The 15,027-nt window shown below is 63.1% G+C and carries 11 protein-coding genes; 7 read left to right on the forward strand and 4 right to left on the reverse strand.

Going from position 1 to position 15,027, the window contains the following annotated elements; genetic code table 11:
• Positions 1-49: 49 nt before the first annotated feature.
• The gene (locus KZO25_RS08960; protein ID WP_223136680.1) at positions 50-751 is read right to left on the reverse strand and encodes a pseudouridine synthase; all 702 of its coding nucleotides are present in this window, start codon (positions 749-751) and stop codon (positions 50-52) included.
• The gene (locus KZO25_RS08965) at positions 751-1,566 is read right to left on the reverse strand and encodes an amidohydrolase (RefSeq protein WP_223136681.1); all 816 of its coding nucleotides are present in this window, start codon (positions 1,564-1,566) and stop codon (positions 751-753) included. Before KZO25_RS08965 ends, KZO25_RS08960 begins: the two co-directional genes overlap by 1 nt.
• 129 nt (positions 1,567-1,695) lie before the next feature.
• On the opposite strand from KZO25_RS08965, the gene rarD reads away from it, so the two are divergent.
• Positions 1,696-2,622, forward strand: coding sequence for an EamA family transporter RarD (gene rarD / locus KZO25_RS08970; RefSeq protein ID WP_223136682.1), 927 nt, complete (start codon positions 1,696-1,698; stop codon positions 2,620-2,622).
• A gap of 23 nt (positions 2,623-2,645) precedes the next feature.
• Here the strand turns inward: rarD and KZO25_RS08975 are convergent, their stop codons facing one another.
• On the reverse strand, positions 2,646-4,226 hold the full coding sequence (locus KZO25_RS08975; RefSeq protein ID WP_262488914.1) for a methyl-accepting chemotaxis protein: 1,581 nt from the start codon (positions 4,224-4,226) through the stop codon (positions 2,646-2,648).
• A 203-nt stretch (positions 4,227-4,429) separates the two neighbouring features.
• On the reverse strand, positions 4,430-5,704 hold the full coding sequence (locus tag KZO25_RS08980) for an O-acetylhomoserine aminocarboxypropyltransferase/cysteine synthase family protein (RefSeq protein ID WP_223136683.1): 1,275 nt from the start codon (positions 5,702-5,704) through the stop codon (positions 4,430-4,432).
• Between the two features lie 138 nt (positions 5,705-5,842).
• Between KZO25_RS08980 and KZO25_RS08985 the strand changes: the two genes are divergently transcribed.
• The 6 genes from KZO25_RS08985 (at position 5,843) to KZO25_RS09010 (ending at position 14,912) form a co-directional block, all read left to right on the forward strand.
• On the forward strand, positions 5,843-7,564 hold the full coding sequence (locus tag KZO25_RS08985; protein WP_066448705.1) for a SulP family inorganic anion transporter: 1,722 nt from the start codon (positions 5,843-5,845) through the stop codon (positions 7,562-7,564).
• Positions 7,565-7,841: 277 nt separating this feature from the next.
• Positions 7,842-9,002, forward strand: a complete 1,161-nt coding sequence (locus tag KZO25_RS08990) for a TAXI family TRAP transporter solute-binding subunit (protein ID WP_223136684.1) — start codon at positions 7,842-7,844, stop codon at positions 9,000-9,002.
• 66 nt (positions 9,003-9,068) lie between these two features.
• Entirely contained in the window at positions 9,069-11,081 is a 2,013-nt protein-coding gene (locus KZO25_RS08995) for a TRAP transporter permease (RefSeq protein ID WP_223136685.1), read from the forward strand.
• A 55-nt stretch (positions 11,082-11,136) separates the two neighbouring features.
• Positions 11,137-12,576: an enoyl-CoA hydratase/isomerase family protein gene (locus tag KZO25_RS09000; protein WP_223136686.1), complete on the forward strand. Its 1,440-nt coding sequence runs from the start codon at positions 11,137-11,139 to the stop codon at positions 12,574-12,576.
• On the forward strand, positions 12,573-13,769 hold the full coding sequence (locus tag KZO25_RS09005) for an acyl-CoA dehydrogenase family protein (RefSeq protein WP_223136687.1): 1,197 nt from the start codon (positions 12,573-12,575) through the stop codon (positions 13,767-13,769). Before KZO25_RS09000 ends, KZO25_RS09005 begins: the two co-directional genes overlap by 4 nt.
• Before the next feature lie 9 nt (positions 13,770-13,778).
• Positions 13,779-14,912 carry an acyl-CoA dehydrogenase family protein gene (locus KZO25_RS09010; protein ID WP_223136688.1) on the forward strand — a complete coding sequence of 378 codons (1,134 nt, stop codon included), beginning with the start codon at positions 13,779-13,781 and terminating at the stop codon, positions 14,910-14,912.
• The last annotated feature ends 115 nt before the right edge of the window (positions 14,913-15,027 follow it).

The raw sequence follows: 15,027 nt of genomic DNA on the forward strand, positions 1-15,027 counted from the left end.
TATAAAAATCGCTTTCGCGCCACCCCGCGGTGAAGCCCACGGCCGGAAATCAGGTAAAAGCCGCGACCTCTTCATTGCTCAGTTCCCGCCACTCTCCCGGCGCCAGCGCATCGAGGCTCAACGGTCCGATGGCGACTCGGTGGAGCGCTTCCACCCGGTTGCCGATGGCGCCGAACATGCGCTTTACCTGATGATACTTGCCCTCGTAGAGCGTCAACTCGGCGTCGAACGGGCCCAACATGGACAGCTCCGCAGGTCGCGTTGGTTTCTCCTCCCCGTCGAGCAGGACCCCTTCCGCAAAGCCGGCCACTGCGCTTTCCAACGCCTCACCCTCGAGAGGGTCAGCCAGGGTGACCCGATAGACCTTGCCACAGCGCTTGCGTGGGGATGTGACACGGTGAGACCACTGCCCATCGTCGGTCAGCAGGACCATGCCGGTGGTATCGACATCGAGCCGTCCCACTGTCTGCAAGCGCTCGCTCCTGGGCAGGTCAATCAGTTCGATCGCCCTGGGATATAGCCCACGGCGGGCGCTGCACTCCACGCCGGCTGGCTTGTTCAGCATGATATAACGCAGCCCCACCAGCACCAGGGGTTCCTCTCCCCAGCACACGCGATCCTGTTCGCCAACCTGCAGCGCCGGTTGCTTGGTCACTTCGCCGTTGACGCTGACTTCACCCCGATGAAGCGCCTTCTTGGCCAGGCTGCGGGTCAGGTCTGTGGTCTCGGAAAGAAATCGGTCGAGCCGCATTAGAACCCAACTCCATCGGCGACATTGAAATGATCGGCATCCCGCCATGCCGGAAATTTCTCACGGAAGGCATCGAGCTCGGAGCGGGAAAGCACTCCGGTCTTGATGAAGGGCCGGTCTCGGGGTTCATCGATCACTGCCTCACCCTTGAAATCCACCAGCATCGAGTCGCCGGCGTAGGCCATGCCATTGGCGTCTTCCCCGACACGATTGACGCCGATCACCGGGCACAGGTTCTCGATCGCCCGCGCCTGGAGCAGAATGCGCCAGGGATGACGTCGCGGGGCCGGCCAATTGGCCACGCAGAGCAGGGCATCATATTCGAAATGTTCATCAGTGGCGGGTTGCTGCCTTAGCCAGACGGGGAAGCGGAGGTCATAGCAGACGCTCAGCAGGATGCGAAAGCCCTTGAGGGTGACGATCACACGTTCATGCCCCATGGAGTAACGCTCATGCTCGCCGGCCATGCGAAACAGGTGACGCTTGTCATAATGAACGCGACTGCCATCCGGTCGCGCCCAGATCAGACGGTTGAAATAGTTTTCGCGCTCTACCACGGCCACACTACCGGTCACCACGCAACCACGGTCGATGGCCTGCTGCTGGATCCAGGCCACGGCACGGCTCTCCTCCATGGGCTCGGCCATTTCACGGGAGTTCATGGTGAAGCCAGTCGAGAACATCTCCGGCAAAACGATCAGGTCGGTCTGCGAACCATCGAGTTCGCCCAATTCCTCTTCCAGCATGCGGCAGTTCGCATCCGGATCTTCCCAACGCAGGTCGCACTGGACCAGTGTCGTACGCAACTCGCTCATCTCGGCTTCCCTTGGTGACTCGCCATCTGTACAGCCTAACTCAGCAGGACTGTGTCGTCAGCCAGCGCGCCAGCATGGAAATGCGACAAATAGCCTGCTAAGTTATTGCTTTCGCCATGAGACGATGGAATGGTCGCCAAGCCCCTCTCCGACCCTGAAGCCACCAAGGGTGTTGCCTTCGGGCTTACCGCCTATGTGATGTGGGGGTGTTTTCCGCTGTTCTTCGCCCTGTTCCAGGGTGTGCCCGCCTACGAGATTTTGATCCACCGCGTCATCTGGTCGTGTCTCTTCCTGGTGGGGCTTGTCACGGTGATGAAGCGCTGGCACCCGATACGGCAGGCGCTGGCCGAACCCAGGCGGCTCGGTCGTGTACTCGGCTGCGCCGTGCTGATTGCGATCAATTGGGGGCTTTATATCTATTCCGTGGAGACCCGCCAGGTCTTTCAGGCAAGCCTGGGGTATTTTCTAACGCCGCTGGTCAATGTGGCGCTCGGGATGCTGGTGCTTCGCGAACGCATGTCTGGCTTGCAAAGCCTGGCCGTACTGCTTGCCGCGACGGCTATCGTGATACAGCTGCTGCTTCTGGGGGAACTGCCCTGGATCAGCCTGACCCTGGCACTCTCCTTCGGCACCTATGGGCTGCTGCGCAAGCAGGTCCCTCTTGACGGCCTTTCCGGCCTCTTCGTCGAGACCCTGCTGCTGCTCCCCTTGGGCCTGATGGCGCTCTCCTGGCTGTCGATGGCCGATCTTTCCCATTTTCTCGACACACCTCGAATCACCCTGCTGTTGATAGCCAGCGGAGTGATTACCGCCCTGCCATTGCTCGCTTTCGCCGGTGCCGCACGTCGGCTGCGCCTGGCAACGCTCGGTTTTCTGATGTATCTGAACCCCACCATTCAGTTCTTCATCGCCCTGCTGGTGTTTCGCGAGCCGCTCTCCCCGATCCAGCTAATCACCTTCGTGCTGATCTGGGTCAGCCTGGCGCTTTACTCCTGGTCGGCGTGGCATACCCGTTCCCGACCACCACTGGCTCCGGCCGGGACCCAGTCGAAATGACAGGGTAGCGCCGCCTGCTACGATCAGGCCGCCTCGGGCTTGTAGCCAACACGGAACCCGCCCCAGTGCTTGCCACCCACATAGATCGGCACCGAGAGGTCGTGCATGATCTCTCCGGTGTCGCGCTTGTAGGTTTGCAGCAGCAGCACCTTTTCATGGGAGCCACACCGCTGCCCGGTAGGATCCTCATAAATGCGCCGGTTGCGGCAGAACTTTAGGTCGTGATCGTAGTCACCGGTTGGCGGCTGGCTGACGCTTTGATTATGTGTGGGTATGTAGCCGCGGCGGTCGATGCCGATGGCGTAAGCGACCCCCAGACGCTCCAGAAGCGGCTCCTGAATCGACGGGAAATGCTCATCCGTATAGCTGACAAAAGCGGTCATGTGCTGCTGTGGGTTGGTGCCGGGTATCGGTGTATAGGTGGCTTGAAAGAGCGTCTGCTCGTCGAGCTCACCGCGCTTGATGGCCGAGTCGAGCAGCGAACCGACTTGAGCCGCAGCTTGGCGTGCCGCCTCGAATACCTGCTGATGGCGCCCTTCCAGACGCTGCTGCGCCAGCGCCCCATCGACGGCTTCCGCTCCCTCCATGAGCGAACGCGCCTGGCTCGCAAGGCCATGCATGTCGCGGGTGCCCTGCTCGGTTTCTCTCTCCAGTGTCGTCAGCGTTCCCGCCACCCGCTGGGAGTGCTGATTGGTGTCTTCCATGGCCACGGCAATGGAACGAATCTCGCTTTCGACCTGATCGAAGTTGCCGGTCATCTCGGTCAGTTGCTCACCGACCTTGCTCATCTCCTTGGCTCGGTCACCGACGCGCTGCATCAGATGACCGATGGTGTCGACCACGCGATGGCTACTGTCGCCGATATCACCCACCAGGGCCTCGACGTTACGTGTGGCATCCGCTGTCCGTCCCGCCAGCTGACGCACTTCTCCCGCCACCACGGCGAAGCCCCGACCGTGTTCGCCGGCGCGGGCCGCTTCGATCGAGGCATTCAGTGACAGCAGGTTGGTCTGTTCCGCGATCTCCTCGATCAACGAGGTGACATGGCGAACACTATCGGCTTTCTGGCTCAACATGTTAAGCAGCTCAAGCGCCTCTTCCGAACGCTCGGCCAGTGCCTGCATTTCCTCGATGACCTGGCCCAGCGCTTCACGGCTGACGTGGCTGGCGTCCCGAGAGCGGCTGGCGAGGGTCGCCACGTTTGCCGCACTCGCTGCCACCTGTTCGATGGCGGAGGTGATCGAGGCCATGCTTGCGGAAGCCTCGCGCACCGTGTGACCCTGGCGCTCCAGGCGCTGATCCATGCGATCGGCATGGTGCGAAACTTCGGCCGAGGCGATGGCCGTATTGCTGGCCTGACGTATCAGGCCATGGGCCATGCGCCGCAACGACAGGTAATCGCGAGTAGCTGGCAGCAGGGCCTTGACGCCTTGAGCTTCCAAGGTGTCGGCATTGGCACTATAGACACTGGCCACGCCTGTCAGCGCCAGCAGGCCGCCTGCCAGGACGCCGAGCACGAGCCCCAGGTAGGCTTGCCACCCTGAGCCAGGGTCGTTGGACAGGAAAACGCCCGCGGCAAGAGAGACCGCGGCTAACAGAAACATCAGTATCCGCATGACGCCTTATCTCTTTGTTATTGGAAGTAACAAGAGATTAGCGCCTTGCAGGTCGTATTAGCATCACCACTTTGGCCTGAGAGACGAAAGCAGAACTAAAGTTGCTGAAAAATCAGCCGACAAGGCCGGGGTATCTCAACGGGCGTAAGTACATCAGTCAAAGCCGCCCCAGGATGGGGCGGCCCATGGCGTCATGCCTGACTGGCGGAGAGCGCCTGTTCCAGGTCGGCAATAATGTCATCGATATGCTCGATGCCGATGGAGAGGCGCACCATGTCGGGTGTCACGCCGGCGGCGATCATTTCCTCGTCATTCAGCTGGCGGTGGGTGGTCGAAGCGGGAATCGACGAGCAGGTCTTGGCGTCGCCAATGTTGACCAGACGCAGGACCATGCCTAGCGCATCGTAGAACCGGGCTCCCGCCTCGCGGCCTCCCTGAATACCGAAGCTGAGAATGCCCGATGCCTGGCCGTTCATGTAGCGCTGGGCAAGCGCGTGATCCTTGTGGCCGGGAAGGCCGGCATACTGAACCCAGTTTACCGCCGGATGCCCCTCCAGGTACTCGGCCACCTTCCGCGCATTGGCACAGATACGCTCGATACGAAGCGACAGCGTTTCCAGACCCTGCAGCAGATTCCACGCTGCCTGGGCCGACAGCGCCGCCCCCATGTTCCGGAGCGGCACCACCCGGGCACGGGCAATGAAGGCGGCTTCGCCCACGTCGCGGGTATAGCTCACCCCATGATAGGAGACGTCCGGCTCGTTGAGCAGCGGAAAACGCTGCGGGTGGTCGGCCCAGGGAAACTTGCCGGAGTCGACGATGACACCACCCACCGTGGTGCCATGGCCACCGATGTACTTGGTAGCCGAATGAATGACGATATCCGCCCCATGCTCGATCGGCCGCCACAGGAAGGGCGTGGGTACGGTGTTGTCGACGATCACGGGAACACCATGGCGGTGGGCGGCCTCCGCCAGCTTCACCATGTCGACCACGCTACCCGAGGGGTTGCCGACGCTTTCGCAGAAAACGGCCTTCGTGCGCGCATCTATCAATGACTCGATGCCGGCGATGTCATCCTTGTCGGCAAAGCGTACCTCGATGCCCTGTCGCGGCAGGGTATGCGCAAACAGGTTGTAGGTGCCACCATACAGCTCGCTGATGGAGACGATATTGTCACCGGCCTCGGCGATGGTCTGGATGGCATAGGTGATCGCCGCCATGCCGGAGGCGACCGCCAGGCCAGCGATACCGCCTTCCAGTGCGGCAACGCGCTGTTCCAGCACCGCACAGGTGGGGTTCATGATGCGAGAATAGATGTTTCCCTCGACCTTGAGGTCGAACAGGTCGGCGGCATGCTGCGCGCTGTCAAAGGAAAACGAGGTGGTCTGGTGGATAGGAACGGCCACGGCGTGCTGATCGTCGGGGGAATAGCCGTGGTGCAGGGCAATGGTTTCGGGCTTCATGGCAGGTCCTGATGGAGTGAAGAAACGGTTGAGTATTTCACCTGATGCTAACCAAGTCTCAACCCTTCCACCAATATCGTTTAGTCTGGTGCCCTACGCCCTGCTGCCGGCCCCGACACCCAACCTCGAAGAGAACGGATGCTCAAGCGCTATCTGCCGATACTGACATGGCTGCCTCACTATAACCGCCGGCTGTGCGGCGCCGACCTGCTGGCTGGTGCCATCGTCACCATGATGGTGATACCGCAATCCTTGGCTTACGCCATCCTTGCCGGCCTGCCGCCGGTGGTGGGTCTCTACGCCAGCCTGCTCCCGCTATTGGCCTATACGCTGCTGGGCACCAGCCGTACGCTTGCCGTGGGCCCCGTCGCGATCATCGCGCTGATGACCGGGGCAGCCCTGAGCGATGTCGCCGCACCAGGCAGCGCGGCTTATCTTCAGGCCGCCCTGGTGCTGTCGCTGCTCTCCGGGCTGATGCTGGTCATCATGGGCGCGCTGCGCATGGGCTTCCTGACCAACTTTCTGAGCCACCCGGTGATAGCCGGTTTCCTGTCCGCTTCCGGTATCCTCATCGCGGCCAGCCAGGCCGGCCATCTGCTGGGTATCGAGGCCATCTCCACGGCGCTTTTGCCCAGGATAGCGGAGCTTGCCGCCGGACTGCCGCAAGCCCACCTGCCGACGATGGCCATTGGCAGCGGCTGCCTGCTTTTCCTGATCCTGCTGCGCCTGCGCGGCAAGCGGGCGCTGCGTGGGCTCGGCCTGCCCGGAAACCTGGCCGACCTGATCACCCGGGCCGGTCCCGTTCTCGCCGTGGTGGTGACCACCTGGATAACCTGGCGTTTCGACCTTGCGGCGCAGGGTGTGGCCGTCATCGGCGACATCCCCCGTGGGTTGCCACCCCTGACGATTCCTGGCTTCGACGGGTCACTATGGCGGGCCCTGTTGATTCCTGCCTTTCTCATCAGCCTGGTGGGCTTCGTGGAGTCCATCTCAATGGGTCAGATGCTCGCCGCCAGGCGGCGTGAACGCATCTCGCCCAACCAGGAACTGATCGGGCTCGGCGGGGCCAACCTGGCAGCGGCCTTCTCTGCCGGCATGCCCGTCACCGGGGGGCTCTCGCGCACGGTGATCAACTATGATGCAGGAGCCCGCACACCGCTTGCCGGTTTTTTTGCCGCCATCGGCATCGGCGCAGTCACGCTTTACTTCACCCCGGCCCTCTACCACCTGCCCATCGCCACGCTGGCTGCGACCATCACCGTGGCCATCCTGACCCTGGTGGACATTCCCATGATCCGCCAGACCTGGCGCTACTCCCGCAGCGACTTCTCCGCCATGGCGCTGACCATCCTGTTGACCCTGGTGGAAGGGGTTGAGGCCGGGATCATCAGCGGTGTCGCACTCTCCATCGGGCTGTTTCTCTATCGCACCAGCCGCCCCCACAGCGCATTGGTGGGCCGCATACCCAAGACCGAGCACTTTCGCAACGTCGAGCGTCACGACACCGAGACCGTCAGCCACCTGGCCCTGCTGCGCATCGACGAAAGTCTCTACTTCGCCAATGCCCGCTACCTGGAAGACACCGTCTACGACCTGGTCGCCACCCGCCCCGAGCTTGAGCACGTGGTATTGATCTGCTCTGCGGTCAACCTGATCGACGCCTCCGCCTTGGAGAGCCTGGATGCCATCAACGGGCGCCTCTCAGATTCGAGAGTGACGCTGCATCTGGCCGAAGTGAAGGGGCCAGTCATGGACCAGTTAAAGCGCAGCGACTTTCTCGACGACATGACAGGGCGGGTATTCCTCAGCACCTATGCCGCCTGGCGAGAGCTGTCGCGCCCCTCCGACCCCATGCAGTGACTGTGCGGCCGCGGCTCCCTCCTGGGACAGGAGGCGACTATACCTTGGTCGCATCTTCCCGTTTTTCGCAACCCTTTCTGCATCAGGCTTCTCTTGCCTTCCGCTGATTTATCAACCGGTTGACGCGCACGTTCCGCCACGCGGACGGCCAGGCTCCACGGCAAGTACAAGCATGCGTTGACACCGCGTCACTGCCTTATCTAGTATCGAGTTCGGTTTCGGAATCAAATACCGCATAGCAAAACAACAATCGCATTCTCACCAATGGAGTCGCCTTATGCGCCAGCTCTCCCGCTCACTCATCACCGCCGCCTTGCCGCTCTCGCTGCTGGCTGCCGGCGTTACCCAAGCCGCCGAGGTGGATCTGCCGCGCACCATGGCATGGACCGCCTACGGCACCAATTCCAGCGGATACGCCCAGGCCGTCGCCATCGGCAACATGCTGCAGAATCAGTACGGCACCTCGGTTCGCATCCTGCCGGGTGACAATGACGTTTCCCGCATGACACCCCTCAAGCAGGGTCGCGTCGACCTCTGTGCCTGTGGCATCGCCAGCTACTACGGCGCAGAAGGGGTCATGATGTTCGCTGACCGCGACTGGGGCCCCCAGCCGATTCGGGTGATCACCACTTCCACGGCTTCCTTCGGCCTGTCGCTGGCGGTGGCAGGCGATCTCGGTGTGGAAACCCCGGCCGATCTGAAAGGCAAGCGTATCGCCTATATCCGCGGTGACGATGCTCTCAACAAGGGCACCGAAGCCTACCTGGCCTTCGGCGGCTTGACCTGGGACGACGTGGAGCGGGTTGACTTTCCCGGCTATGCCCGCTCCTTCGACGGCATCATTGCCGGCAACGTCGACGCCTCCTTTACCACTACCGTAACCCCGCCGGCTCAGCAGCTCTCCAGCAGCCCACGCGGCATCAGCTGGCCGGTTCTGGACCCTGACGATGCCGAAGGCTGGGAGCGCATGATGGCAGTGGCGCCGTACTTCCGCCCCCATGAAGTGACAGCCGGCGCGGGCGACGTCAGCGCCGACAACCCCGTGCCCAGCGCCAGCTATCCCTACCCGATCGTGGTCGCCAACGAAGATCTCGATGACAAGGTGGCCTACGGCCTGATCAAGGCGTTGCAAGACAACTACGATGACTACAAGGATGCAGCCCCGGGTGCCGTGGGCTACGCCTTCGAATACCAGGATCTTCAGTGGGTCATTCCCTTCCACGATGCGGTTGTCGATTACTACGAAGAGATCGGCGTCTGGACCGAGGAGATGCAGGCACATCAGGAATCGCTGGTGGAGCGTCAGGAGCTGCTTGTTGCCACCTGGGACGCATTCCTGGCCGAAGCCCCCGATGACGAAGATGCATTCCGAGAAGCCTGGATGCAGGCACGCACCGAGGCACTCAGCAACGCTGGTTTCGATCCGGTTTTCGAGTAAGTCAACGCCTTCCAGCCTGATCTTGGGGCGGCCCTGCCGCCCCTTCCCCGATTCACGGACGCCGCCATGACCCATCCCACCCCCCCTGCAGATTCGACGCAAGAACTAAAGGAAAAGGTCATCCACGTTCGTCCGCTCCCCCCCGCACTGCGATGGATTCCCGGCGCAGTGACGGTGGTGCTGATGATGATGACCCTGGATTACCTGTTCAACGTCGGCTTGTTGCGATTCGTCACCGGGCTGGAAACCCAATTTTACTATGCCGTGGTGGCCCTGCTGCTGCCTCTGGTCTTTCTGTTGTGGCCGCTCAAGACCTCACTGCAGCATCGACCCATACCCTGGTATGACTACGCCCTCAGCGTCGCGACGCTGATCGTCGGGGGCTACTTCGTCTATCACGCAGAGTCGATTCTCGAACGCGGCTGGGCCTTTGCCGCCCCAGATATTGCCATCATGGCAAGCTACGCCTGGTGGCTGCTGATCATTGAGGCCGCCCGTCGCGCCGGCGGCTGGCCCATCGCCGTCATCGTGTCCCTGTTCTCCCTCTACCCGCTGGTCGCGGATATCGTGCCAGGACCAATCCAGGCATTCCCCTCCTCCCTGGAGGAGACCGCCATGTACCACACCATGAGCACCGAGAGCATCATGGGTGTGCCGCTGCAAGCCTTCGCCGGCCTGGTCATCGGCTTCCTGGTGTTCGGCGTGGTGCTGCAGAAGAGCGGCGGCGGCAAGTTCTTCATCAACCTTGCCTTTGCCCTGCTCGGCCATGTGCGCGGCGGACCTGCCAAGGTTTCGATCTTTTCCAGCGGCCTGATGGGCTCGATGAGCGGCAGCGTGATCAGCAATGTGCTGACCACCGGCGTGCTGTCGATCCCTGCCATGCGCCGTATCGGCATGGGCCGCTCGTTCTCCGGCGGCGTGGAGGCATGTGCCTCCACCGGTGGCGTGCTGATGCCCCCGGTGATGGGCGCGACAGCCTTTGTCATGGCGATGTTTCTCGACGTGCCCTATTCGGCCGTTGCCCTGGCCGCCATCATTCCCTCGATTCTCTACTTCCTCGGCCTGTTCATCCAGATCGATGCCTATGCGGCGCGCCATGACATCAAGGGGCTACCCGCCGTGGAGCTGCCCTCCCTGTGGCAGACGCTCAAGGAGGGCTGGTACTTCATCTTCGTCTTCGCCCTGCTGGTGTGGATGCTGCTGGTGATGCAGCGCGAAGCGGTGGCTCCCTTCTACGCCACCGCCCTGCTCTTGGTGCTCAACCAGTTCTCCCGCCACAACCGCTGGGGCTTGAAGGAACTTGGAGAGACACTCTCCTCCGCCGCCAAGCTGTTCGCCGAACTCATCGCCATCCTGGCCGGCGTCGGGATGCTGGTCGGTGCGTTGTCGATGACCGGACTCTCCGGCACCATCGCCAACGACTTCATTCATATTGCCGGAGGCAGTGTCCCCCTGCTGCTGCTCATGGGCGCATTGACCAGCTTCGTCCTGGGGATTGGCATGACCGTTACCGCCGCCTATATCTTCCTCGCGGTGGCACTGGCGCCGGCACTCATCCAGGGCGGCGGGCTCGACCCCATGGCCGTGCATATGTTCATCCTCTACTGGGGCATGCTGAGTTTCATTACCCCGCCGGTAGCGCTCGGCGCCTTCGCCGCGGCTACGGTAGCGGGGGCGCGCCCCATGGCCACCGGCCTGCAGGCCATGCGCCTGGGCAGCGTGATCTACTTCATTCCATTCCTGTTCGTGCTCAATCCGGCGCTCATCATGCAGGGTGAGCCACTGCAGATTGGCCTGGTGTTCATCCAGGCACTGGTGGGTATCGTGCTGTTCGCTTCCGCCATGCAAGGCTATCTGATCGGCGTAGGCCGGCTCGGCGTCGGTGCCATCTATGAAGCGCTCGTGCGCAGCCTGGTTCTGGTGGCAGGTCTGCTGTTCGCCTTGCCCGGCGGTGGCATGGTGCCACTCAGCCAGCTCGAGCTGATTCTCTTCGCCCTCGCCGCTTTGGCCCCTGCGGTGCTCCTCGCACGCTGGAGCCAGCGCCAGGCGCGGCCAAGGTCAGCCCACATCGACACATGAGCTACCGTATGCCTGATTTCTTTCGACCCATTGCTGACACTGGGAGCCCCGCCCCATGACGACACCGGTCACTTACCATCGCCACGACAACATCGGTGTGATCACCATCGACAACCCGCCCGTCAACGCCTTGGGACAGGCGGTACGGCAAGGCCTTGTCGAAGCGGTAGCCAAGGGTATCGAGGACCATCACGTCCGTGCCATGTTACTCGTCGCCAAGGGCCGCACCTTTATCGCCGGCGCGGATATCCGGGAATTCGGCAAGCCCCCCCAGGCCCCGCTGCTGCCGGATGTCATCCGGCATCTCGAGACCAGTAGCAAGCCCATCGTCGTGGCACTTCACGGCACCGCGCTTGGAGGCGGGCTCGAGGTCGCGCTGGGCTGCCAGCTACGGGTGGCCCTTCCCGGCACACGGGTCGGCCTGCCCGAGGTCAAGCTCGGGCTGCTGCCGGGTGCGGGCGGTACCCAGCGGTTGCCGCGCCTTGCCGGCGTCGCAGCCGCCCTGGACCTGATTACCAGCGGGCGCTTCGCCAGCGCCGATGAAGCCCTGTCACTTGGCATCGTCGATACCATCCGCGGCGCGGACAGTCCCCTCGATGCCGGCCTGGCTGTGGCCCGGGAGATGCTCGCGGGCAAGCTCCAGCCCCGTGTGACCGGCGAGCTACCGCCGGCCCAGTCCAACCCCGAGGCCATCGCCGACTACCGAAGCCGGCTTGAGGCTGAAGTGCCCGAGCTCTTCTCGCCGTTTCGCTGTGTCGAGGCCATTGCCGCCAGTACCGAGGGCAGTCTCGATGAAGGCCTTCGCCGCGAACGCGAGCTGTTCCTGGCCTGCATGGACTCCCCCCAGCGGGCGGGACTGATTCACGCCTTCTTTGCCGCCCGCGCACCCCACAAGGTCCCCGGTGCCGATGACACGCCGGCCCTGACCCAGGTTGCCCTGCTCGGCGAACATCCCCTTTTTCGCCAACTTGAGGCAAACGCCGAGCGTGCCGGCATCACGCTGACCGCCTCCCCGGTTTCTTCGATCCAGGCCTGCCTGATGGCACCCGGTGCCGATGCCGGCTCATGCCCTGCAGACGCCCTGCGTATCGTGCTGCTGACGGCCACCGAGGCCACCGATCTCGAGGGGATAGAGGCCGAGCTGGCCCTGGTTGTGCCGGACAGGGGCCCGCTAGTGGAGCTGGTCTCACTGGGCGCAGAAACCACGGAACAGCAGGCGGTAGCCAACCTTCTCAAGGTTCTGCGCCAAGGGGTTGTCGTCAGCAACCGGGGAAGCCTGCTGGCGGTGCTGACCCAAGCGTCAGACGATGCTGTGGCCACCCCCCATGCGGCCATGGAAACCGTCAGCCTCACGCTGTCCGAGCGCGGCTGGGCCTACCGCGACAGCGATATCGACCTGCTGGCCATCGAGGCCCTTGGCTATCCCCGACACCTTGGCGGCCCCCATCGCCAGGCAAGCCTGACCCTTTCCGACACTTCGGAGAACGCTTCATGAACCTGACCTTCACCGCCGAGGAACAGGCATTCCGTCAGGAGGTGCGAGCCTTCCTCGAAACCTCCCTGCCCGGCGCCATTCGCGAGCGCGTGCGACTGGGTCGGCGTCTCACCGCCGATGACCATATTCGCTGGCAGAACCTGTTGAGCGAACGCGGGTGGCTCGGCGCCAACTGGCCAAAGGCACATGGCGGCCCCGGCTGGAGCCCGGTGCAGCGTCACATCTTCGACGAGGAGTGCGCCGCCGCCCACGCACCGACCGTGGTACCGTTCGGCGTCAACATGGTCGCCCCGGTGCTGATGAAGTTCGGCAGCGAGGAACAGCAGCAGTACTATCTGCCACGGATCCTCGGCAACCGTGACTGGTGGTGTCAAGGCTATTCCGAGCCCGGCGCTGGCTCCGACCTGGCTGGCCTGCGTACACGCGCCGTGCGGGATGGCGATCACTACATCGTCACTGGTCAGAAGACCTGGACCACCCTTGGCCAGCACGCCAACATGATGTTCTGCCTGGTGCGCACCGACCCCGAGGCCAAGAAGCAGGCCGGCATCAGCTTTCTGCTGATCGACATGGCAAGCCCCGGTATCAGTGTACGTCCGATCGTGACGCTTGATGGCGCCCATGAGGTCAACGAGGTCTTTCTCGATGAGGTGCGCGTGCCGGTGGCGAATCGCGTGGGCGAGGAGGGAGAGGGCTGGACCTGTGCCAAGTTTCTCCTCACCCATGAACGCACCGGCATCGCCGGCCTGGGCCACGCCAAGCAGGCACTTCGCCATCTCAAGACGCTGGCGATGCATGTCCAGCATCGGGGCAAACCGCTTCTGGAACTGCCGAGCTTCCGCCACCGAGTGGTCAAGGCGGAACTGGAGCTGATGGCACTGGAAGTCACTAACCTGAGGGTAATCGCTGCTGCCCGTGACGGCGGCGTCCCCGGCGCGGAAAGCTCCCTGCTGAAGGTGCGTGGATCGGAGCTACGCCAGGAGCTGAGCGAACTGACCCGCCGTGCCCTGGGACCCGCCGCGCTGCCCTTCTTCCCCGATTTTCTGCACGGTGATGCCGAGTTCGACGATCCTGAACTGGCCGAAGCGGCCGCCGCCAGCGCTCAGTACTTCAACCGCCGCAAGCTCTCCATCTACGGCGGTGCCAACGAAATTCAGAAGAGCATCGTCGCGAAGACAATTCTCGGCATGTAAGGAGCCCCCATGGACTTTTCCTACAGCGACGAGCAGCGCATGCTCGCCGACACCCTGGAGCGTCTGATCGCCGACCAGGCCCCACTGCAACGACACGGCAGCCGCCTGGATCCTGCTGGCTGTGAGGCTTCTCCCCTGTGGCAGACGTTTGCCGAGCTTGGCCTGCTGCATATGCCCTTCGCCGAGACAGTCGGCGGGCTGGGCGGCGACGGTACCGACCTGATGATCATCATGCAGGCGCTGGGGCGTGGCCTGGTGTCGGAACCCTACCTGGCCGGGCTGCTTCTCCCCGGCGACCTCCTGGCCAGGCTTGCCGACCCCGACCAGCGTTCACGCTGGCTCACACCCCTGCTCGATGGCGAACACCAGCTGGCGCTGGCGTGGCAGGAACGGGACTCACGCTACGATCCCGGCGCCATCACCACCACAGCCTATCCCCATGGCGATGGCTGGCGTCTCGAAGGTAGCAAGCACTTGGTCATGGGCGCAGCGTCTGCCGCAGCCATCCTCATAACCGCCCGAATCAAGCACGAACGGCTCGACGGCGATCGCCTGGGTGTGTTTCTGCTGCCAGCCGGCACTCCCGGACTGACTCGCTGCGACTACCACACCATTGACGACCAGCCGGCCAGCGACCTGGTCCTGGAGGGTGTGGTGCTGGAGGCGTCAGACTGTCTTGCCGAGGATGGCGCGAACGCCCTGGGTGCCACACTCGCACGAGGCATGGCTGCCCTCTGTGCGCAGGCCGTGGGCGCCATGGAGGAGAGTTGCGACCAGACCCTCGCTTTTCTCAAGGAGCGCCGTCAGTTCGGCGTGTCGCTTTCCAGCCTTCAGGTGCTGCAGCACCGTATGGTCGACATGCACCTGCATCTCGAGCAGGCCCGCTCCATGGCGATCCTCGCCGCAACGAGCCTCGACCTGCCCGAGACCGAACGGGACTACCGTATTGCAGCGGCCAAGGCCTACTGCGGGGAAGCCGCCCGCTTCGTCGCCGAACAGGCTATCCAACTGCACGGCGCCATGGGCATGACCGACGAGTGTCTGGTCTCCCACTACGCCAAGCATCTGGTGATGTTCGACCACTACCTGGGTGACAGCGATCACCACCTCGAACACGTCAGCGAGCGGTTGAGCGCAGCCTGACACGACAAAGGGCCCCTCGCGGGGCCCTTTGCTTTTCCAGGGTCAGCCGACGCAGTTGCCGCGCTGCCTTACAGCTTGCTCTCGAGCTCCGGCAGGATCTCGAACAGGTCGCCAA

This window comes from Halomonas sp. ANAO-440, from assembly GCF_019915905.1.
Classification (GTDB): domain Bacteria; phylum Pseudomonadota; class Gammaproteobacteria; order Pseudomonadales; family Halomonadaceae; genus Halomonas; species Halomonas chromatireducens.